General features: G+C 68.1%; 18 protein-coding genes and 1 pseudogene. 15 read left to right on the forward strand and 4 right to left on the reverse strand.

Features of this window, described 5'->3' with window-relative positions; genetic code table 11:
* The first annotated feature begins 437 nt into the window (after positions 1-437).
* Together WS89_RS04565 and WS89_RS04570 are read left to right on the forward strand one after the other, a co-directional pair.
* Positions 438-1,292, forward strand: coding sequence for a helix-turn-helix domain-containing protein (locus WS89_RS04565; RefSeq protein ID WP_027780902.1), 855 nt, complete (start codon positions 438-440; stop codon positions 1,290-1,292).
* A 118-nt stretch (positions 1,293-1,410) separates the two neighbouring features.
* Entirely contained in the window at positions 1,411-3,078 is a 1,668-nt protein-coding gene (locus WS89_RS04570; RefSeq protein WP_059789643.1) for an ATP-binding domain-containing protein, read from the forward strand.
* A 48-nt stretch (positions 3,079-3,126) separates the two neighbouring features.
* Here the strand turns inward: WS89_RS04570 and WS89_RS04575 are convergent, their stop codons facing one another.
* Entirely contained in the window at positions 3,127-4,686 is a 1,560-nt protein-coding gene (locus WS89_RS04575; RefSeq protein WP_059789644.1) for a methyl-accepting chemotaxis protein, read from the reverse strand.
* Positions 4,687-4,915: 229 nt separating this feature from the next.
* Between WS89_RS04575 and WS89_RS04580 the strand changes: the two genes are divergently transcribed.
* Positions 4,916-6,430 (forward strand): MDR family MFS transporter, encoded by a 1,515-nt coding sequence (locus WS89_RS04580; protein WP_059789739.1) that lies wholly within the window; start codon positions 4,916-4,918, stop codon positions 6,428-6,430.
* A gap of 58 nt (positions 6,431-6,488) precedes the next feature.
* Here the strand turns inward: WS89_RS04580 and WS89_RS04585 are convergent, their stop codons facing one another.
* On the reverse strand, positions 6,489-7,487 hold the full coding sequence (locus tag WS89_RS04585; protein ID WP_059789645.1) for a quinone oxidoreductase family protein: 999 nt from the start codon (positions 7,485-7,487) through the stop codon (positions 6,489-6,491).
* Positions 7,488-7,618: 131 nt separating this feature from the next.
* On the opposite strand from WS89_RS04585, the gene WS89_RS04590 reads away from it, so the two are divergent.
* The 5 genes from WS89_RS04590 (at position 7,619) to WS89_RS04610 (ending at position 11,067) form a co-directional block, all read left to right on the forward strand.
* Positions 7,619-8,491, forward strand: a complete 873-nt coding sequence (locus WS89_RS04590; RefSeq protein WP_059500365.1) for a LysR family transcriptional regulator — start codon at positions 7,619-7,621, stop codon at positions 8,489-8,491.
* 80 nt (positions 8,492-8,571) lie between these two features.
* The gene (locus WS89_RS04595; protein WP_059500261.1) at positions 8,572-9,132 is read left to right on the forward strand and encodes a GNAT family N-acetyltransferase; all 561 of its coding nucleotides are present in this window, start codon (positions 8,572-8,574) and stop codon (positions 9,130-9,132) included.
* 9 nt (positions 9,133-9,141) lie between these two features.
* The gene (locus WS89_RS04600; RefSeq protein WP_059500260.1) at positions 9,142-9,981 is read left to right on the forward strand and encodes a MerR family transcriptional regulator; all 840 of its coding nucleotides are present in this window, start codon (positions 9,142-9,144) and stop codon (positions 9,979-9,981) included.
* A 379-nt stretch (positions 9,982-10,360) separates the two neighbouring features.
* A complete protein-coding gene (locus tag WS89_RS04605) occupies positions 10,361-10,564 on the forward strand; it encodes a cold-shock protein (protein ID WP_011549079.1) in 204 nt (67 codons plus the stop codon).
* 278 nt (positions 10,565-10,842) lie between these two features.
* Positions 10,843-11,067, forward strand: coding sequence for a hypothetical protein (locus WS89_RS04610; protein WP_059500259.1), 225 nt, complete (start codon positions 10,843-10,845; stop codon positions 11,065-11,067).
* A 213-nt stretch (positions 11,068-11,280) separates the two neighbouring features.
* On the opposite strand, the gene speB is transcribed toward WS89_RS04610, so the two are convergent.
* Complete coding sequence (speB, locus tag WS89_RS04615; protein WP_059789646.1) at positions 11,281-12,243, reverse strand: agmatinase; 963 nt, start codon at positions 12,241-12,243, stop codon at positions 11,281-11,283.
* A 360-nt stretch (positions 12,244-12,603) separates the two neighbouring features.
* On the opposite strand from speB, the gene WS89_RS04620 reads away from it, so the two are divergent.
* The 5 genes and pseudogenes from WS89_RS04620 (at position 12,604) to WS89_RS04640 (ending at position 17,873) form a co-directional block, all read left to right on the forward strand.
* Positions 12,604-13,275 (forward strand): lysoplasmalogenase, encoded by a 672-nt coding sequence (locus WS89_RS04620; protein ID WP_059789740.1) that lies wholly within the window; start codon positions 12,604-12,606, stop codon positions 13,273-13,275.
* A gap of 246 nt (positions 13,276-13,521) precedes the next feature.
* Entirely contained in the window at positions 13,522-15,105 is a 1,584-nt protein-coding gene (locus tag WS89_RS04625) for a flavin-containing monooxygenase (protein WP_059789647.1), read from the forward strand.
* 21 nt (positions 15,106-15,126) lie between these two features.
* A complete protein-coding gene (locus WS89_RS04630) occupies positions 15,127-16,053 on the forward strand; it encodes an SDR family NAD(P)-dependent oxidoreductase (protein ID WP_059789648.1) in 927 nt (308 codons plus the stop codon).
* Positions 16,050-16,955 carry a metal-dependent hydrolase gene (locus WS89_RS04635; RefSeq protein WP_059500256.1) on the forward strand — a complete coding sequence of 302 codons (906 nt, stop codon included), beginning with the start codon at positions 16,050-16,052 and terminating at the stop codon, positions 16,953-16,955. Before WS89_RS04630 ends, WS89_RS04635 begins: the two co-directional genes overlap by 4 nt.
* Positions 16,956-16,959: 4 nt before the next feature.
* Positions 16,960-17,873: pseudogene (locus WS89_RS04640) on the forward strand (alpha/beta fold hydrolase).
* Here WS89_RS04640 and WS89_RS04645 read toward each other — a convergent pair.
* A complete protein-coding gene (locus WS89_RS04645; RefSeq protein ID WP_059789649.1) occupies positions 17,825-18,388 on the reverse strand; it encodes a putative glycolipid-binding domain-containing protein in 564 nt (187 codons plus the stop codon). The pseudogene WS89_RS04640 and the gene WS89_RS04645 overlap by 49 nt on opposite strands.
* 123 nt (positions 18,389-18,511) lie before the next feature.
* Here WS89_RS04645 and WS89_RS04650 point away from each other — a divergent pair, with 123 nt between their 5' ends.
* Together WS89_RS04650 and WS89_RS04655 are read left to right on the forward strand one after the other, a co-directional pair.
* Entirely contained in the window at positions 18,512-19,402 is an 891-nt protein-coding gene (locus WS89_RS04650) for an urea transporter (RefSeq protein ID WP_059789650.1), read from the forward strand.
* Positions 19,380-20,153: a class II aldolase/adducin family protein gene (locus WS89_RS04655; protein ID WP_059500252.1), complete on the forward strand. Its 774-nt coding sequence runs from the start codon at positions 19,380-19,382 to the stop codon at positions 20,151-20,153. The genes WS89_RS04650 and WS89_RS04655 overlap by 23 nt, the downstream gene beginning before the upstream one ends.
* Positions 20,154-20,201 lie beyond the last annotated feature (48 nt).

Raw genomic sequence — 20,201 nt, forward strand, 5'->3', positions numbered from 1 at the left:
GGCCTGAAAAGTGTATCCGCGTCGGTCTCACTAGAGGAAACCGTCGATGGATCGCCTTCCAGGAACTTCGACGATCCGTCACGCGATATCCTGAAAAAATGGGGCGGATACGTCGGTCCGGCGCGTCCGCGCCCTGCGTTGGTGCATCGTGCGGCGATTACCTGCCGCCTCGTGTGGAATCGCATTGCGGCCGACAGGAATGCGGACCGGAAGGTGTCGAACGCGTCATCACAGGCATGCGCCGCGTCAAGCCGGGCGTAACTTCATGACACACCTTTCACACAAACGCACCTTTCACCATACTGAATGACGACCATTTTGCGGTAAAGTTATCTTTTCCGTGCGTGGCCGGTCGGCTCGCCATTGGACGTCATGAAGACTGTCCGCCGAGACTGCCGCAAGGCGTCGTTCTGAACGTCACGATCCGTTCCCGTAGCATGACCACTGAAGCAATCACCACGGATTCCCTCGCGGTTGCCGAGCGCGTGCGCGAGCTGATGACCCGCAACGGCATCGGCAAGCGCCAGCAGACCACCGAGCTGTGCCGCATCCTCGACCTGAGTTTCTCGCAAGGCCACCGCAAACTGCGCGGCAGCAGCCCCTGGACGCTCGCGCAGATCAAGAAAGTCGCCGAAGCGTACGGCGAACCGGCCGCGCAGTTGTTCGGCGCGCAAACGCTCGACCCCGGCATGGTCGGCGCCTATTCCCAGGAAGCCGTCCTGTATGCGGGCGTCGCCGAGATTCCGTGCACCGCCTGGATCGGCGCGCCGCTCGAAGCCGGTGCGCGCCCCGAGTTCGTCGCGTACGAACAGAACGGCCGCTGGCGCGTGCTGCGCCACACCGGCGTGCTGTACCAGAACGCGTACGACGTGCACAAGATAGAGATCTACCCGCGCCGCGCGGAGAGCGACAAGCTCGTCGTCGCGGTGATCGATCCCGATCGCGTCAGCGCGACCGAGCTGTGCCGCTATCTCGAACGGCAGGGTTTCGCGACGGCCGCGTTCGACGGGCTCGCAGCATTCGTCGACGCGCTGCAGGGCCAGGCCTTCGACGCGGTCCTGACCGAATGGCTGTTCGACGACGGGACGGCCGCGACCGCGATCAAGGCCGTGCGCACGTCCGACAATCCGGGCGCGCCGATTTTCGTGCTGACGGGCGACCTGCTCACCGGCCGCGCGAGCGAAGCCGACATCAGCGAAGTGATCCGCGCGTTCGACGTGGTGTGCTACGAAAAACCCGCACGCATGGCGATCCTCAGCGCCGATCTGGCGAAGCGCCTCGCGCGCGGCTGACGTCCGCCGGGCCGGCCGCCCGTCGAATGGCCAACGCATGCGCCGCGGGCATGAACCGGTTCCTCAGTACAATAGCCGCACCCGTTCACGCGCACGCCGGCATCCGCCGCCCGACTCCATGGCCCGCCTCATCCCCGACGACTGGAAAAGCCTCGCCGCGACCGGCGCGGCCGAACGCGAGCGCGAAACGCTCGCCGCGCTCGAACACGCGCTGCCCGACAGCTACACCGTGTATCACGGCGTCCACTGGACGCGCGCCGACCAGGCGTTCTCGGTGTTCGGCGAAGCCGCGTTCGTCGTCGTGAGTCCGGCCGGCCGCGTGCTGCTGATCGAGCAGAAGGCCGGCTTCCTGCGCGAAACGCCGAAAGGGCTCGTGAAGGTCTACCTGCAGAAGGAACGCAATGTCCCGATCCAGCTCGCGCGCACGCAGGAGACGCTGCACCGGCGCCTGACGGCCGCGCTCGGCGCGGGCGTCTACGGCGTCGAGGCGCTGCTGTACTGCCCGGACTATTCGATCCGCGATGCGTCGATCGCCGGCGTCGCGCCCGAGCGTATCGTCGATGCGTCGCGCAAGGCGCAGCTCGCGCAAGTGATCCTGCAGATCCTGCCCGAGGACGACGCGCCCTTTCCGAACGCGCCGAAGCTCCACCATTTCCTCGCGGACGAGCTCGCGCTCACGCCCGACACGAGCGCGCTCGTCGGACAGGCCGGCACGCTCGTCACCCGGCTGTCGGGCGGGCTCGCCGCATGGGCGCGCCAGCTCGCGTTCACGCCGTTCCGGCTGCGCGTCACCGGCACCGCGGGTTCGGGCAAGACACAGCTCGCGGTGCAGGTGATGCGCGATGCGGTCGCGGCCGGCCAGCGTGTGCTCTACGTATGCTTCAACCGGCCGCTCGCCGACTACATCGCGCGCATCGCGCCGCCCGGCGCGAAGATCGCGAACTACCATCAGCTGTGCGACTGGGTCGCGCGCGACGGCGGCTATACGCCCGACTTCCAGGTGCCCGGCGAATTCGAACGGCTCGAGGCGCGCTTCGCGCAAACGCCGATTCCCGAACGCTGGCGCTTCGACGTGCTGGTCGTCGACGAAGGGCAGGATTTCCACGCGCCGTGGGCGGCCGCGCTGGAGCGCCTGCTCGCGCCGGACGGCGCATGGTGGTGGCTGGAAGACCCGCTGCAGAACCTGTACATGCGCGAACCCGTCGCGCTGCCCGGCTGGGTCACGCTGAAGGCGCTCACGAATTACCGCAGCCCGCGCGACCTGCTCGAATTCGTGCGCGACGTCGTCGGCCGGGCCGAGCCGCTCGCGGCCGAACTGCGCTCGGGCAGCCCGTTCGACGGCTCCGATCCGTCGGTGTCGGCATACGGGGAAGATGGCGCGTCGGGCGACGCGTTGGCCCAAGCCTGCATCGACGCGACCAAGCGTGCGATCACGCAGGCATTGTCGCTCGGCTTTCGCAAGCAGGACATCGCGGTGCTGTCGTACCGCGGCCGCGAAGGCTCGGTGCTGGCATCCCTCGACCAGCTCGGCCCGCACCGGATCAAGCGCTTCACCGGCAAGTACGACCTGTTCGGCAACCCCGAGTATCGCGACGGCGACGTGCTGCTCGATTCGATCTACCGCTTCAAGGGCCAATCGGCGCCGTGCGTGATCCTGACCGAAGTCGATTTCGACACGCTCGACGCGCGCGCCGCGCGCAAGCTGTTCGTCGGCGCGACGCGCGCGACGATGAAGCTGCTGATCGTCGCGTCGTCGCGCGCGGCCGCGCAACTCGCGGCCGGTTGACGCGGCGGGCGGTGCGCCTGCCCGCCGCCGCGCCGCCGTCAGTTCGAGTCAAGCCACCCGAAACGCCCCCACCGCGCGACGCAGCCCATCCGCCTGCTCCTCGAGCGACGCGGCAGCCGCGGCCGCCTGCTCGACCAGCGCCGCGTTCTGCTGCGACACCTGATCCATCTGCGACACTGCGCGGTTCACCTGCTCGATCCCGTCGCGCTGCTCGCTCGATGCGGCCGCGATCTCCGTCATGATGCCCGTCACGCGCCCGATTGCCTGCTGGATGTCCTGCATCGTCGCGCCGGCCGTACCGACGAGCCGCGAGCCGGTCGCGACACGCTCGACCGATTCGCTGATCAGCGTGCGGATTTCCTTCGCCGCGGACGCCGAGCGTTGCGCCAGCGTGCGCACCTCGCCCGCGACCACCGCGAAGCCGCGGCCCTGCTCGCCCGCACGCGCGGCTTCGACCGCCGCATTCAGCGCGAGGATGTTGGTCTGGAACGCGATGCCTTCGATCGTGCCGATGATGTCGGCGACCTTCTGCGAGCTCCGGTCGATCTCGTTCATCGTGCCGATCACCTCGCCGACGACCGTCGCGCCGCGCGTCGCGATCTCGCTCGCGCTGTCCGCGCAGGCCTGCGCCTCGAGCGCGTGATCGGCGTTCTGCTTCACGGTCGCCGTCAATTGCTCCATGCTCGCGGCCGTCTCCTGCAGCGCCGACGCCTGTTCCTCGGTGCGCTGCGACAGATCGGTGTTGCCGGCCGCGATCTGGTGCGTCGCCGTCGAAATCGCCTCGGAACCCTGGCTCACCTGGCGCACCGTATCCGCGAGGCTGCGCTGCATGCCGGTCACGCCCTTGACCAGTTCGGCCATCTCGTCGCGCGACGACCAGTGCACTTCCGACGTCAGGTCGCCGTCCGACAGCCGGCGGAAATGCGACAGCAGGCGATTCACCGGCTGCGTGATCGCGAAATGCAGGCCGACCGCGCAACCGAGGCACGCGGCCAGGCCGAATGCGATGCCCGCGATCGCGCCCATGCGCATCCAGCCGTAATAGGTCTGCGCGGTGTCGTACACGTCCTTGCCGCGCGCGGCCTGGTATGCATCGAGCGCGTCGGTCGCCTGCGTGAGCGCGACCGACAGGGGCGGCGCGACCGTCATCAGCAACCGGTCGGCTTCGTCGCGCCGCCCTTCGCGAATCGCCTCGATCATCGGCTTCAGCGCCTGTCCGATCAGCGCCTGGCGCGCGGCATCGAGGCGGCTCGCCAGCGGGCCTTCGTCGTCGCCGTGCGGCATCGCCGCGTAGTTGCGCCACGCCGTGTCCGCCTTCGCGAGATAGCCCTCGGCCTTCTTCACGAGATCGGGCACCTCCGGCGCTTCCGGATGCAGCAGTGCACGGTCGAGCGTCGTACGCACGATCGTCAGGTTCAGGCTCGCCGCGGCCAGCGCGGTCTTCGCCGCCAGTTGCCGCGTATAGGCCTCGTCGAGGGCGCGGTTCGAGCTCTGCATGCCCGCGAGGCCGATCAGCCCCGACACGACGAGCAGCGCGGCGACGAGGCCGAGCGTGGAGAAAATCCGCGTACGGATCGAGAAACGGGAAAACAGGGCGTTCAGGTTCATGACGGCACGTGAGCGATGAAAAGCGCCGCGGCAATCGGTCCGCGGCAAGCTGTATTACGGTTTGCCTGCAAAAAACTTGAGTCCGTCCCTGCTTCGCGGCTGACCGCGATCAATTTTTCGGGCGGCAATTTCCTGTTACGACTGCAACATATCGAGTCCGGGCAGAAATTGACTAGGCAATCATCCATGACTATATTCGACTCAATTCCCTGCCATGGCAGATATTTCGATGACACCCCATACGCTCCTCACTTCCCCGTCCGCGGACGCGGCCCGCCGCAATGCGCCGACCGGGCTGATCGTCGCCGCGCTGCTGCTCGTGATGCTGCTGTCCGCGCTCGACCAGACGATCGTGTCGACCGCGCTGCCGACGATCGTCGGCGAACTCGGCGGGCTCGACCAGTTGTCGTGGGTCGTCACCGCGTACCTGCTGTCGTCGACCGTGGTGCTGCCGCTGTACGGCAAGCTCGGCGACCTGTACGGCCGCAAGATCGTGCTGCAGGTCGCGATCGTGCTGTTCCTCGCCGGCTCCGCGCTGTGCGGCATCGCGCAGGACATGACGCAACTGATCGTGCTGCGCGCGCTGCAGGGGCTCGGCGGCGGCGGCCTGATGGTCGTCACGATGGCCGCGATCGGCGATCTGGTCCCGCCCGATCGCCGGGCGCGCTACCAGGGGATGTTCGGCGGCGTCTACGGCCTCGCGACGATCGTCGGCCCGCTGCTCGGCGGCTTCCTGGTCGAGCATCTTTCATGGCGCTGGATCTTCACGATCAACCTGCCGCTCGGTGCGCTCGCGCTCGCGGTGATCGGCATGGCGTTCCGGCCGCACACCGCGCACGTGAAGCACCGGATCGACTACATGGGCGCCGCGTTCCTCGCGACCGCCCTGACCTGCGTGATCCTGTTCACGAGCGAAGGCGGCTCGCTGCTGCCATGGACGTCGCCCCAGCTGTGGATGACGCTCGCGCTCGGTCTCGTCGCGATCGGCGGCTTCATTTACGAGGAGCGCATCGCGGCCGAGCCGATCATGCCGCTCGACCTGTTCCGCCATCGCACCTTCGTGCTGGTCAGCCTGATCGGCTTCGTGGTCGGCATTGCGTTGTTCGGCTCGGTCACGTTCATCCCGCTCTACCTGCAGGTCGTGAAGGGCTCGACGCCGTCGCAGGCCGGCATGCAACTGCTGCCGATGATGGGCGGGATGCTCGTGACGTCGATCGTCAGCGGGCGGCTGATCTCGCGGTTCGGCTCGTACCGGCTGTTCCCGATCGGGGGGACGCTGATGGGCGGCGTCGCGATGGCGTTGCTGTCGACGCTGGCGCTCGATACGCCGCTGCACACGATGTACGCGTACATGGCGCTGCTCGGGATCGGGCTCGGGATGGTGATGCCCGTGCTGACGCTCGCCGTGCAGAACACGGTCGAATTCCGGCACATGGGTGTGGCGACGTCGGGCGCGACGCTGTTCCGCTCGATCGGCGGCTCGCTCGGCGTCGCCGCATTCGGCGCGCTGTTTTCGCACGGGCTGCAGTCGCGGATGATGCACGCGCTGCCGGCCGGTACCGAGCTGCCGCCCGCGCTCGGCCCGGCCGCCGTGCACCAGTTGCCGGATGCCGTGCGCGACGCGTACCTGCACGCGTTCGCCGGTTCGCTGCACGTCGTCTATCTGTCGGCCGCGGCGGTGATCGCGATCGCGTTCGTGCTCGCGTGGTTCGTCGAGGATGCGCCGCTGCGCAAGCACAACTGAGCGCCCGGCGTCTCGCGACGCGATCGTCGAGCCGCGTCTCGAACCGCCACACCCGCCGTCACGCCAGCAGCACGACCCCGCCCGTCGTCGCACGCGACTCCAGCAACCGGTGCGCGTCGGCCGCCTGTTCGAGCGGCAGCCGCGCGCCGATCTCGACGTGCATGCCGCCCGCCAGCCGGTCGAGCGTCGCACGCGCGGCGTCCCGATACGCGCCGACGTCGCGCGCGATGAAACCGAGCACGCTCGGCCGCGCAAGCGCGATCGAACGGGCCGGGCCCAATTCGTCGAGATCGAACGTCTGCCGCGCGCCGATCGCGGCCACCTGCCCGATGCTCGCGACCATGCCGAACGGACGAATCGCCCCGAGCGTGCGGGTCAGCACGTCGCCGCCGATGCCGTCGATCGCGTAGTCGACGCCCGCGCCGCCGCCGAACGTGCGCGCGGCCGCGACGAAATCCTCCTCGCGATAATCGACCACCACTTCCGCGCCGTGCGCGCGCACGAGCGCGGCTTTCGCGGCCGATCCGACCGTGCCGATCACCCGCGCGCCGAGCGCACGCGCCCACTGCGTCGCGAGCAGCCCGACGCCGCCGGCCGCCGCATGCACGAGCACCGTGTCGCCGGCGCCGACCTGCCGGACACGATGCAGCAGCATGTAGACGGTGATGCCCTTCAGCAGCCCGGCGGCAACGGCTTCGTCGCTCAGCCCGTCGGGAATCGGCAGCACGCGCTCGGCCGGCATCGTGCGCAGGCTCGCATAGCTGCCGGTCGGCAGGCCGGCATACGCGACGCGCTGCCCGGGCGCGAGATCCGTCACGCCCGGCCCGACCGCGTCGATCATGCCGGCCGCCTCGACGCCGAGCGCGTCCGGCAGCGCGGGCAACGCGTGCGCGCCCGTCCGGAAATAGATGTCGACGAAATTCACGCCGATCGCGGTCTGGCGAATCCGCACTTCTCCGGCCCCGGGCGGCCCGACGGGCGCATCGACGCGGCGCAGCACGCCGGCGTCGCCGTAACGGTCGATCCCGATCCGGATGGCATGGGCGGTTTGGGTCATGGCGTTCCTCGCTATCGAATGAAGTGACACGATCATCCCATCGTGCATAATCGAACGGAATTCACGTTCAACGCCCATTTACTGTGCAAAATTCGACCGATCGAGATTCTGTGGCCGCGTCCATGCTGCCGATGAGCTGGGATGACATTCGCTACTTCCTGGCGGTGATGCGCGGCGGCAGCCTGTCGGCCGCCGCCCGGGCGCTGCAGGTCCAGCATTCGACAGTCGCGCGGCGGATCGACGCGCTGGAGTCGGCGCTCGGGATCCGGCTGTTCGACCGGCTGCCGCGCGGCTGGCCGCCGACCGACGAAGGGCTGCACGTCGCCGAGCATGCCGCGCGCCTCGAAGCCGACGCGCATGCGTTCGCGCGCGCGGCGCAGGGCGCGGCCGCGCTCGACGGCGTGGTGCGCGTATCGGCGTCGCCGGTATTCGCCAGCCATTTCCTCGCGCCGCGTCTGGCCCGCGCACAGCGCGCATGGCCGGCGTTGCGGATCGACCTGATGGGCGAGATGCATGCGGCGAACCTGTACACACGCGAAGCCGATCTCGCGGTGCGGCTGTCGCGGCCGAGCGAACCGGGGCTCGCCGCGCGCCGGCTCGGCACGATGCGCTTCGCGCTGTGCGCGGCCCGGGAATGGGCGGACGCGCCGCCCGATAGCTGGCCGTTCGTCGGCTACGACGATGCGCTCGCGCAAACGCCGCAGCAGCAATGGCTCGAACGCTTCGCAGCCGGGCGTCGTTTTGCGTTCATCGCCAACGACCTGGCCGCACAGCATCGCGCCTGCGCAGCCGGGGCCGGCGTCGCGCTGCTGCCGCGGTTTCTCGTCGACGATCCGGCCGCGCACGCCGGCGCGCCGCTCGTCGAGCTGACGGCCGCGCCGCGCTGCGACATCGAGCGCGAGATCTGGCTCGTCGTTCACCCGGACGTGCGCCGGTCGCCCCGCGTGCAGCGCGTCGCCGACGCGATCGCCGATGCGGTTCACGCGGCGGACGGCAGGCTGTAAGCCGCCGAAACCGCAAACGGCTTTGCCACATTCGCCGGCGGCCGGCATAGTAGCGTTTTGATTTCATTCGCCCTAACGCCATGCCTGCCGCTCCCGCCTGCGTCGTTCGCGACGCGACCGACGCCGATCTCGATGCGATCCACGCGATCTATGCACACCACGTTCACCACAGCGTCGCGTCGTTCGAGGAAACGCCGCCGGACCTCGCCGAACTGCGCGCACGCCGCGACGCGGTGCTGCGCCACGGGTTGCCGTATCTCGTCGCCGAATGCGACGGCCGCGTGGCCGGCTACGCCTACGCAACGCCGTACCGCACGCGCAGCGCGTACCGCTTCACGGTCGAGGATTCGATCTACATCGACGATGCGCAGCGTGGGCGCGGCATCGGCCGCGCGTTGCTCGCGGCGCTGATCGAGCACTGCGAACGCGGCCCGTGGCGACAGATGATCGCGGTGATCGCCGACGGCGGCACCGGCGGCTCGACGTCGCTGCATCGCGCGTTCGGCTTCGAGCCGGCCGGCCTGCTGAAAGCGGTCGGTTTCAAGCACGGCCGCTGGATCGACACGGCGCTGCTGCAGCGCCCGCTCGGCGACGGCGCGAACACGCGCCCCGCCTCGCCCGAGCCTGGCGCGGCGCGCTAGAATGGCCGCATGCCAAAACAGACTCATTCCACGCCCGACGAGGCCGCGCCGGATTCCCGCAACGAGTACACGGTCGACGAACTCGCGCGCGTGTCCGATACCACCGTGCGCAACGTCCGCGCCTATCAGGATCGCGGGCTGCTCGCGCCGCCGGAGAAACGCGGGCGCGTCGGCATCTACGACGACACGCACGTCGCGCGCCTGAAGCTGATCAACCATCTGCTCGCGCGCGGCTATACGCTGTCGAACATCCAGGACCTGATCAAGGCGATCGACGAAGGCCACGACCTGCGCTCGATCCTCGGCCTCGAAAACGCGATCGGCGGCCGCTGGTCGCACGAGCTGCCGAAAACCTATTCGCTCGCCGCGCTCGCGCAGATGTTCGGCCCGCAGGCAACCACGCAACTGTCGCGCGTGACCGAGCTCGGGCTGTTGGAACGGCGCGGCCTGTCGTTCGTCGCGAAAAGCCCCGCGCTGCTCGAGGCGGCGGCCGCGATGACGAAGGAAGGGATTCCGCCGCGCGAGCTGCTCGACGTGATCAGCCTCGCGCGCCCGCATTTCGACGCGATCGCGCGGTTGCTCGTCGATCTCGTCGTGAAACGGCTCGACCGCTACGACGCCGGCACGCTGCCGCCGGCCACCGACGTGCCGGCACTGGTCGACGCGATCTGGCGCCTGCGCCCGCTCGCGGCCGTGTTCGTCGAGGCCGAGACGAACCGCGCGCTCGAAACGGCCGCCAGCGCGTATCTCGGCGGGCGGGTCGCGACGATCCTCGACAAGAAGCTCAGCGACGAAGCGGCACGGCAGGCCGGTACGAGCGAGACGCAAGGCGACGGCGACGACGCATAGGGCCGCCGTCTTGCGTCGGCTCGTCGCTGACAACGCGCGCGTATCCGGTTCGCGGAAAGACCGGCGGCCGTTGCAGGCGGGAACCGCCGTTCTCATGGATCGGCGAAAGGCCGGCAGCGCCGTTCGGCCCTCGTTCCCGCCGGACGGCACCGCATCGCTCTGCCTACGGTAACCCGCCGCGCCGCAACACAGTTACAAGTTATCGGTTGACGCTAACCCGCCCGGCGGTTACTGTATGCGTCGAAGTCCAAGAAGTCCGATTGCTGTTCATCAATTGCTCGCTCTCCCCCCAGCGGTATTCGTTGTCCTCTCCCTCCTTGACGCTTCAGGCGCTCTCCAACAGAGCAACTCTCCGTATATTTTTTCTCAAGGAATCTTCATGGATACCGGTATCGTCAAGTGGTTCAACGACAGCAAAGGCTTTGGCTTCATCACGCCGGACAAAGGCGGCGACGACCTGTTCGCTCACTTCTCCGAAATCCGCGCCGACGGCTTCAAGACGCTGGCCGAGAATCAAAAAGTGAGCTTCGAAACGAAGCAAGGCCCGAAGGGTCTGCAAGCGGCCAACATCAAGCCGCTGTAAAGTTTGAAGGGCCCGGCCTCCCGCGATGGGCGCCGGGTCGCAGCGACATCCCCACGGAGCTTCGTCTCCCAAAGTTGGCGCGATCGGCTCGATCTGCATCTGTTCGGTTAGCAGCTCGCCCAGCGCCACACGTCTCGTTGCACTTCATCCCCCCTCCGGCCGCAACGCCTTATTTTCACTTTCCGACTGCGTCAGATTCCGCTCGCAATGGCGTTGAATCGGCGTACCCGTGCGTATGGCGCACGGCACGCGCGCACTCGGCCATCATTAAAATTAAAATGGACAACCAACGAATTCAACAGTACAACGGCTATGCCGTCCAACCCTCGGCGCATCGCCTGCCCGACGGGTGTTTTTCATCCAACCTGCTGCTTGAACGTACCGACAGCACGCACGACGAAGGCCGCTACCAGTTCTATTCGCTCGATTACTTCGCGAGCGAAGCGCAGGCGCTGGCGCATTCGGCACGCTGGGCACGCAACTGGGTCGATACGCGCGGCTGACGGCAGCGCCCCCAGTACCGGTGCTCATCGCGCATGAGCCGTGGGTGCGGTCGATTCGAACCTCCGGATCGTCCCTCCGACGTCGTCGTCATCGCTGCGTCCTCTGCGCGCGGACGTCGACGACGTACTCGCGACATCAGTGCAGACGACCATCAAAAAACCGGCGGGCAATCTGCCCGCCGGCCTGCTGCATCACCCGTCCGTTCACCGACTTCACCGCCCCGCCACCTTCTTCTGCCGCCACAGACACAGCAGATCGCAAGCCACGTGCGCGGCCGCGATCGCCGTGATGTCCGCGTGATCGTACGCAGGCGCCACCTCCACCACATCCGCCCCGACCAGATTCACCGCCCCGAGCCCCCGCACGATCGCCAGCGCCTGCGCCGACGACAATCCGCCCGCGACCGGCGTCCCCGTTCCCGGCGCGAAGGCGGGATCGAGGCAATCGATATCGAACGTCAGATACGCAGGCCGCGCACCGACGATCTCGACGATCCGCTCGACCGCCGCCCGCGCACCATGGTCATGCACCCACGCGGCATCGAGCCGCTCGATCCCGAGAAAGTCCTCGTTCCACGTGCGGATACCGACCTGCACCGACGTCGCGGGATCGATGAGCCCTTCCTTCACCGCCTTGTAGAACATCGTCCCGTGATTGAGGCTGTCCGGATCGTCATCGGCCCACGTATCGCAGTGCGCGTCGAAATGGATCAGCGACAGCGGCTTGCCGTAGCGCTCCGCGTGCGCGACCAGCAGCGGATACGTGATGTAGTGGTCGCCGCCGAGCGTCAGCATCTTCGCGCCCGAGTGCAGGATCGTGCGCGCATGCTCGACGATCGCGGGCTTGATCGACAGCGGGTTGTGCGCATCGAACCAGCAGTCGCCGTAGTCGACGGCCGCGAGGTCGTCGAACGGATCGAAGCCCCACGGATACGGATGGATCTCCGCGAGCTGCACGCTCGCCGCACGGATCGCGGCCGGCCCGAGCCGCGCACCGGAACGATAGGTCGTCGCGAGATCGAGCGGCACGCCGGAGATCGCGACGTCGATACCGTCGAGCGTGCGCGAGTAATTGCGGCGCATGAACGACAGCACGCCCGCATAGGTGTTTTCGATCGAGGAGCCGTACGGCGTCGTGCGACGGATCGCGCCGTCGCCGTGAAGAAGATCGGTCATGGTCGAGTTCGGGTTCGTGGTGGCCGGGCCGCCCCGCTTCGAGCGAGCGCTCGGGCCGGGCACGGCGTGGATACGTCATGCCTGCACCGGCTCGCGCATCCAGTCGCGAGGCGAGGCGGGACATCGACAGCGACAACGGCAATACCGCGGCGATCATAGCAAGCCGATCCGCCGCCGTTGCCCCGGTTCAGCCGGGGCAACGCGCGGAAAAATCCGCTGGCGGCGTCGCGGCCCGTCGCCGTCGTTTCCTAGAAGGATTCGCCGGTTTTCGCGCCCCCGTTCTTCCGGATAATGGCCGGCAGCCGCGCCATCGACCGCGCGCCGTCCGCCGCGGACGACAACGAACCGGAGACCCCCGCCTTGATCGCCACGCTTCCCGCCGCCTACCGCCGGCTCTGGCCGCTCGCCATCGCCGCGGCGCTGCTGTACGGGCTGTCGCTCGCCGCCGCGCCCTATCCGGGCCAGGCCGCCGCGAAAGCCGCGATGGGCATCCTGCTGCTCGCGGCGGGCAGCACCTGCGGCGCACCGCGCGAACGAACGTGGCTGTGCGCGGCGCTCGCGACCGCCGTGCTCGGCGACGTGCTGCTCGCGCTGCCCGACTGGCCGCTGTCGTTCGTCTTCGGCCTCGGCGCGTTCCTGCTCACGCATCTGTGTTATTGCGCGATCTTCTTCCGGTGGCGCGCGCGACCGCACGGCTGGCGCATCGTTGCGCTCGTCGGGCTGTGGATCGCCGCGCCGGCGTTTTACGTGGCGTTCCTCCCCCATCTCGGCGAGCTGCTGGCGCCGGTCGCCGTCTACATGCTCGTGCTGTGCTCGATGGCGAGCTTCGCGCTCGCCGCCCGCACGCACGGCCCGCTGGTCGCAATCGGCAGCCTGGTCTTCGTCGGCTCCGACACGCTGATCGGCGTCGGTCGGTTCCTCGGCGGTTTTCCGGGTATCGACTATTTCATCTGGGGCCTCTATGCGCTCGCGCAGGTCACGATCGTGGCCGGGGTTTTCCATGAGACGGCCAACCGGTCGATCCGTCCCTGATACCGTTTCAAACAGGCCGCCGCGTGCCGGCGGCCCCGCTTCTTCCGTGTCTCGCCCTGTCGACGGCCTTTTCCGCTCATCCCGCATCGCGGAAACCGGACCGTTCCAAACCCCGCTCAGCCTTTTCCCGCCTGGTTTTCGGCCCTTAGAGCGCCGCTTCTAGCCTCTTGCGGTTTCCGGGTTCACGCACTATCGTTACATCAACCAATGTAACATTAAAAAATGAGCCAAATCGGAGACACCCGGATGAATGCTCGCACGTTGCCTTTCGGTCCACCCGGCCATGACGGCCTGGACGAAACCATCGACATCGCCATCATCGGCACCGGCTTTGCCGGCCTCGGGATGGCGATCCGCCTGAAACAAACGGGCGTGACCGACTTCGTCGTCCTCGAGAAAGCCGCGTCGGTCGGCGGCACATGGCGCGACAATCATTACCCCGGGTGTGCATGCGACGTGCAATCGCACGTCTATTCGTTCTCGTTCGCGCCGAACCCGCGCTGGACGCGCATGTTCGCGCCGCAGCCGGAGATCCGCGCGTATCTGGAAGACTGCGTGCAGCGCTTCGGCGTCGGCCCGCACCTGCGGATGAATCACGAACTGCAGCGCGCCGAATACGACGAAGCCGCGCAACGCTGGCGCCTCACGTTCGCGAACGGCAAGCGACTATCCGCGCGCGTGCTGGTGTCGGGAATGGGCGGCCTGTCGCGCGCCGCGCTGCCGGCGATTCCCGGGGTCGAAACCTTCCAGGGCCACGCATTCCATTCGCAGCAGTGGGATCACGATTACGCGCTCGAAGGCAAGCGCGTCGCGGTGATCGGCACCGGCGCGAGCGCGATCCAGTTCGTGCCGCAGATCGCGCCGCGCGTGAAGTCGCTCGCGCTGTTCCAGCGCACGCCGCCGTGGATCATGCCGAAGCCCGACCGCAACCTGACCGGCTTCGAGAAATGGCTGTTCCGCACGCTTCCGTTCACGCAGAAGGTCGTGCGCAGCGGCATCTACTGGATGCTCGAATCGCGCGTGCTCGGCTTCGCGATCCATCCGTCGCTGATGAAGAACGTGCAGAAGCTCGCGCTGCGCCACATCCGCAAACAGATCCCCGACCCGGCGCTGCGCAGGACGGTCACGCCGAACTACACGCTCGGCTGCAAGCGCGTGCTGATCTCGAACGACTACTACCCGGCGCTGTCGCGCAAGAACGTCGACGTGATCACGACCGGCATCGATCGCATCGAAGCCGACGCGGTCGTGACGACCGACGGCAAGCGTCATGAAGTCGACTGCCTGATCTACGGCACCGGCTTCCAGGTGGCCGACCCGTATCCGCGCGGGGCGATCATCGGCCGCGGCGGCCTCGACATCGTCGACGCGTGGCGCGACGGCGCGCATGCGTATCTCGGCACGACGCTGCCGGGCTATCCGAACTTCTTCATGATCGTCGGCCCGAACACGGGCCTCGGCCACAACTCGATGGTGTTCATGATCGAGTCGCAGATCGAGTACATCCTCGGCGCGCTGCAGGCGATGCACCGCGAACGCGCGGATGCGATCGAGGTGCGCCCGCTCGTCGAGGCGCAGTTCAACCGCGACCTGCAGGGCAAGCTGAAAAAGGCGATCTGGTCGACGGGCGGCTGCAAGAGCTGGTACCTCGACCCGCGCACCGGCAAGAACACGACGCTGTGGCCGGGCTTCACGTGGCGCTTCCGGCAGGCGACCGCGCACTTCTCGATCGCCGATTACCACACGTATCGCGCGCCGCAGCACGACACGACCGCGCGGCCCGTCGCCGCGCCGGCCGCTTCCGCTTCCACGTCCGCCGAAGCGGCCTGAGCCAGACAAGGAGCCATCGACATGAAAGATTTTGCCAACAAGGTCGCCGCGATCACGGGCGCCGGCTCGGGCATGGGTCGCGCGCTCGCGATCCAGCTCGCGCAGGCCGGCTGCCACGTGTCGCTCGCCGACAAGAACGGCGTCGGCCTCGCCGAGACCGAACGGATCGTCCGCGCGATCGCACCGAACGTGCGCGTGTCGACACGCGTGCTCGACGTCGGCGATCGCGACGCGATGTTCGCGTGGGCCGACGACACCGCGAAGGAGCACGGCAAGGTCAACCTGATCTTCAACAATGCGGGCGTCGCGCTGTCGAGCACGATCGAAGGCATGGAATACGGCGATCTCGAGTGGATCGTGAACATCAACTTCTGGGGCGTCGTGCACGGCACGAAGGCGTTCCTGCCGCACCTGAAGGCATCGGGCGACGGCCACGTGATCAACACGTCGAGCATCTTCGGGATCTTCGCGCAGCCGGGCATGAGCGGCTACAACGCGACCAAGTTCGCGGTGCGCGGCTTCACCGAATCGCTGCGCCAGGAGCTCGACATGATGAAGTGCGGCGTGTCGGCCACCTGCGTGCATCCGGGCGGCATCCGCACGAACATCGCGCAGTCGAGCCGCGTCGCGAAGAACATGGTCGGCTTCATCGTCGAGAGCGAACAGCAAGGCAAGGACAGCTTCGAGAAGTTCTTCATCACGACCGCCGACGACGCCGCGCGCACGATCCTCGCCGGCGTGCGCAAGAACAAGCGCCGCGTGCTGATCGGCCGCGACGCGAAGGGCGCCGACTGGATGGCACGCATCCTGCCGGCCGCCTACCAGGCGCTCGTCGTGCTCGCGACGCGCCGCGAGGCCGCGAAGGCCCGGCGCCATGCCGCGCGCGGCACGCCGACGCCGGTGCACGCCACCTACAACAATGCAGGCAACCAGGGAGAACAATCATGACGACACCGAACATGATGCCCGTGCGGCGCGACATCCGTTTCGCGCTGCCGCCCGAACGCGCGAAGGACTGGCATGTGCAGGGCGTGCCGGTCACGCACTTCATGAACGCACTGTCGCTGCTGTTCCCGGCCGGCGAACGCTTCTTCATGGATTCAGTGCGCCACTACCGCGACCGGATCGAGGATCCCGAGCTGAAGAAGCAGGTGCTCGGCTTCATCGGCCAGGAAGCGATGCACACGCGCGAGCACATCGAGTACAACGACCTGCTGCAGGCGTCCGGCCTGCCCGCGCACAAGCTCGACAAGCGCCTGTGGACGATCCTCGGCTGGTTCAAGAAGGTGCTGCCGCACTCGATGCAGCTGGCGATCACGATCGCGCTCGAGCACTACACGGCGATCCTCGCGAACCAGTTGCTGTCGGGCCACGAGCACCGGATCGACGGCTCGGTCGAAGGCTACCGGCAGATGTGGATGTGGCACGCGATGGAGGAAACCGAGCACAAGGCGGTGTCCTACGACGTGTGGCGCACCGTGATGAAGCCGGGCCTCGGCAGCTACCTGCTGCGCACCGGCACGATGCTGACGACGACCGTGTTCTTCTGGGCCATCGTGTTCGACTTCCACGTGCGGCTGATGCGCGCCCACCGTCGCGAACACGGCAAGTTCGGCGGTATGTGGCGCCTCGTGAAGTATCTGTACAGCCCGAAAAACGGCGTGTTCCCGAGCATCGCGCGCGAATGGCTCGACTACTTCCGCCCGGGCTTCCACCCGTGGGATCACGATAACCATCAGTACTTGCAGGAGCTCGACGCGCTGCTCGAGAACATCGACGCGACCAACGCGCGCTATGCGGCGCAAGCCGCCCCGCGCCGCGTGCCGCTGCATTCGGTGGCGCAGGCATGACGCCATGGCGCGCGCTCCCGAGATGCTGACCGTCCAGTCGGGCGACGTGAAGCTCGCCGTCTACGCAAGCGGCTCGCGTCGCGCGCCGCCGCTGATCCTCGTGCACGGCTATCCCGACTCGGCGGCCGTGTGGGCGCCGATCCGCGCGCGGCTCGCAAACGCTACCGCGTGATCGCATACGACGTGCGCGGCGCCGGTGCATCGGATGCGCCGCGCCGCCGTGCCGACTACACGCTCGAACGGCTCGCCGGCGACCTGAAGGCGGTGGCCGATGCGACCTGCGGCGGCCGGCCGTTCCACCTGGTCGGCCACGACTGGGGCTCGATCCAGTGCTGGGAAGCCGTGACCGATCCGGCGTTCCGCGGCCGCATCGCGTCGTACACGTCGATCTCGGGCCCGTGCCTCGATCACGTGTTCCGCGCGAAGATGCGCATCAAGCAGAGCCTGAAGTCTTGGTACATCGCGTTCTTCCACCTGCCGCTCGTGCCGTCGCTGGTGTGGCGGCTCGGCGGTGCCGCGCTGTGGCCGCGCTGGCTCCAGCTCACCGAACGCGTGCGCGCCGAGCGCGATCCCGCGCAACTGAAGAACGCGCTGAACGGGATGCAGATGTACCGCGCAAATTTCCTCGCACGAGCCCGCAGGCCGCGCGAACGGTACGCGCAGGCGCCGGTGCAGATCCTGGTTCCAGTGCGCGACCGCTACGTGACGCCCGAGATGTCGGTCGACCTCGATCGCTGGCTCGGCGACCACGTGCGCGAGGAAATCGACGGCACGCACTGGATCGTGCTGCGTCACCCGGACATGATCGCGTCGCGGATCGACCGCTTCGCATCCGCGCAGGAGCGGCCGGCGGCGACGCACGCCGCGGTTCAGCGTGCCGTCGGCGGCGCCGGCAGGCGTCTGAACAGCGTCTCGTAATCGACGACGAGCCCGTCGTCGTCGATGTCCATTTCCGCGGTGAAATTCCGGAAGATCCCTTCGTAGCGGTAGCGGCGGCCCGGTTCGATGCACGCATAAGCCTGCTTGACCGGCTTGACGGTCAGGTCCGGCGTCGAGATGTAGGCGACGTCGATCGGCCGTCGCTCGCCGCGCGCGAGCCCGAGGCGGCCGATCGGCAGCGAATTCGTGAACGGCGTCGCCGCGATGTCGATGTCGATGCAACCCTCCAGTTCCGGCAGTGCGCGGCCTGAACCGTCGCGCCAATGCCCGGCCCCGTCGCCGCGCAATTCGAGCGTGCCGCCGCCCATTACCTTGAGCACTGCGTAAGTCACGCGCCATTGCGCATCGCACTCGACGCGATACGCAAGCCCATACGCACGACCGTACCGCTGGCCGACCACCGCGCTTTCGACGACGAGCGCGCCGCCGCTCCGGTCGAACGTCAGATGTTCGACCCCGTCGCCTTCGAGCGACGCCCACCGGACTTCACGCATCGTTCCGCCTCCCGGTTTCCCATTGCAGGGCATCGTCGCACAAATCCCGACTATCCAGAATTCCCTATTCCGGTGCATGGGATTGTGTCCTATGCTCGCGGCTCATCCTGTTCCGCCGTCATCATGCCTACCGCCCGCCCTGCCTCGCCGCCGATCGACCTGCGCATTCTGCTGCGCGGCATCGGGCAGGTCGTGCTGCAGGCGAACGCGCTGACCGGCACGCTGCTGCTCGCCGCGCTCGCGCTGACCGACCTGCGGCTCGCGTGCGCGGCGCTGGTCGGCACGGCCGCCGCCAGCATGACGGCCGTGCTGACGGGCGCCGAGCGCCGCGACGTCGAACAGGGGCTGCACGGCTTCAACGGCGCGCTGGCCGCGCTGATCGCCGTGCTGTTCGCGCCCCATCAACTCGCCGCCGTCGCGCTGGCGCCGCTGGTGGCGATCGGCGCGGCGCTCGTGCAACGCGCGATGCGGGGATCGCTCGCCCGCTGGCGCCAGTGCCCGTATTCGAGCCCGTGCCTGGCCGTCACCGTGCTGTGGTTCCCGTTTATCGCACTGCAACAGGCGGACGGCGTAACCGCCGGCCCGCTGCTGACGCCGGCTTGCGCCACCGACGCGCTGCTGTCCGGTATCGCCCAGACCACCTTCGCGCAGGGCGCATGGGCCGGCTCGCTGGTCGTCGCCGGCCTCGCCGTCGCATCCCGCCGCGCGGCCGCGTTCGCGCTTGGCGGCGCGGCCGTCTCGACCGTGCTGCTGGTCGCACTCGGCGCAAGCGGCACGTCGTTCGCCGGCGGCCTGCTCGGCTTCAACGGCGCGCTCGCCGCCCTTGCGCTGATGTCGCGCGGGCCGCGTGCGGCGTTCGCGGCCGCCGCACTCGCCGCGCTGATTCAATGGCTCGCGATGCGCGCGGGCATCCCGGTGTTCACGGCCCCGTTCGCGCTCGCGTCGTGGGCAACCGTAGCCGTCGCGCGCCGCCTCACCCTCGGAGAACCCGATGTCGTTCGCACACCGTCCTGATGCCGTGAAGCCCGGCGGCCCGATCTCGGACGCCGAGCGCCGATTGCGCGTCGACCTCGCCGCCGCATACCGGCTCGTCGCACTGAACGGCTGGGACGACCTGATCTACACGCATCTGTCCGCGACCGTGCCCGGAGAGCCCGGCCACTTCCTGATCAACCCGTTCGGCCTCACGTTCGACGAGGTTCGCGCATCGAACCTCGTGAAGATCGATCTGGCCGGCCAGCGGATCGGCGACGGCGAGCACGCCGTCAACGTGACCGGCTTCGCGCTGCATGCGGCCGTGCACGCCGCGCGCGCCGACGCCGTCTGCGTGATGCACCTGCACAATACGGCCGGCATCGCCGTGTCGATCCAGCGCGACGGGCTGCTGCCGGCGTCGCAGCACGCGTTACGCTTTCATGGCGATCTCGCGTACCACGACTACGAAGCGCTCGCGTTCTCGCCGGCCGAAGGCATGCGGCTGACCGCGAGTCTCGGCGCGAAATCCGCGATGCTGCTGCGCAACCACGGCACGCTGACGGTCGGCCGCACCGTCGCCGAAGCCTATGTGCTGATGGATACGCTGATCAAGGCGTGCGACATCCAGGTGCGCGCGCAGGCCGGCGGCGGGCCGCTCGTGCTGCCGGAGCCGGCCGTCGCCGAGCGCACCGCAGAACAACTGCGCGACGGCGGCGCGATCGAAGGCGAACTGGAATGGCCGGCGCTGCTGCGCCGGCTCGACCGGATCGATCCGTCGTATCGCGACTGACGCCGCCTCCACACCCGACCGAATCGTTCGTCGTCAATCGTTCAATCC

The sequence above is a fragment of the Burkholderia sp. MSMB1072 genome (genome assembly GCF_001524725.1).
In the GTDB taxonomy this organism is placed as follows: domain Bacteria; phylum Pseudomonadota; class Gammaproteobacteria; order Burkholderiales; family Burkholderiaceae; genus Burkholderia.

Excerpts from the sequence above, each read along its gene's own strand:
- WS89_RS04605 (WP_011549079.1), top strand. The coding sequence starts at position 10,361 with ATGGATACCGGTATCGTCAAGTGGTTCAACGACAGCAAAGGCTTTGGC.
- WS89_RS04655 (WP_059500252.1), top strand. The coding sequence starts at position 19,380 with ATGTCGTTCGCACACCGTCCTGATGCCGTGAAGCCCGGCGGCCCGATC.
- WS89_RS04590 (WP_059500365.1), top strand. The coding sequence starts at position 7,619 with ATGAGCTGGGATGACATTCGCTACTTCCTGGCGGTGATGCGCGGCGGC.
- WS89_RS04580 (WP_059789739.1), top strand. The coding sequence starts at position 4,916 with ATGACACCCCATACGCTCCTCACTTCCCCGTCCGCGGACGCGGCCCGC.
- WS89_RS04630 (WP_059789648.1), top strand. The coding sequence starts at position 15,127 with ATGAAAGATTTTGCCAACAAGGTCGCCGCGATCACGGGCGCCGGCTCG.
- speB (WP_059789646.1), bottom strand. The coding sequence starts at position 12,243 with ATGACCGATCTTCTTCACGGCGACGGCGCGATCCGTCGCACGACGCCG.
- WS89_RS04575 (WP_059789644.1), bottom strand. The coding sequence starts at position 4,686 with ATGAACCTGAACGCCCTGTTTTCCCGTTTCTCGATCCGTACGCGGATT.
- WS89_RS04595 (WP_059500261.1), top strand. The coding sequence starts at position 8,572 with ATGCCTGCCGCTCCCGCCTGCGTCGTTCGCGACGCGACCGACGCCGAT.
- WS89_RS04650 (WP_059789650.1), top strand. The coding sequence starts at position 18,512 with ATGCCTACCGCCCGCCCTGCCTCGCCGCCGATCGACCTGCGCATTCTG.
- WS89_RS04600 (WP_059500260.1), top strand. The coding sequence starts at position 9,142 with ATGCCAAAACAGACTCATTCCACGCCCGACGAGGCCGCGCCGGATTCC.
- WS89_RS04610 (WP_059500259.1), top strand. The coding sequence starts at position 10,843 with ATGGACAACCAACGAATTCAACAGTACAACGGCTATGCCGTCCAACCC.
- WS89_RS04625 (WP_059789647.1), top strand. The coding sequence starts at position 13,522 with ATGAATGCTCGCACGTTGCCTTTCGGTCCACCCGGCCATGACGGCCTG.
- WS89_RS04635 (WP_059500256.1), top strand. The coding sequence starts at position 16,050 with ATGACGACACCGAACATGATGCCCGTGCGGCGCGACATCCGTTTCGCG.
- WS89_RS04565 (WP_027780902.1), top strand. The coding sequence starts at position 438 with ATGACCACTGAAGCAATCACCACGGATTCCCTCGCGGTTGCCGAGCGC.
- WS89_RS04570 (WP_059789643.1), top strand. The coding sequence starts at position 1,411 with ATGGCCCGCCTCATCCCCGACGACTGGAAAAGCCTCGCCGCGACCGGC.
- WS89_RS04645 (WP_059789649.1), bottom strand. The coding sequence starts at position 18,388 with ATGCGTGAAGTCCGGTGGGCGTCGCTCGAAGGCGACGGGGTCGAACAT.
- WS89_RS04585 (WP_059789645.1), bottom strand. The coding sequence starts at position 7,487 with ATGACCCAAACCGCCCATGCCATCCGGATCGGGATCGACCGTTACGGC.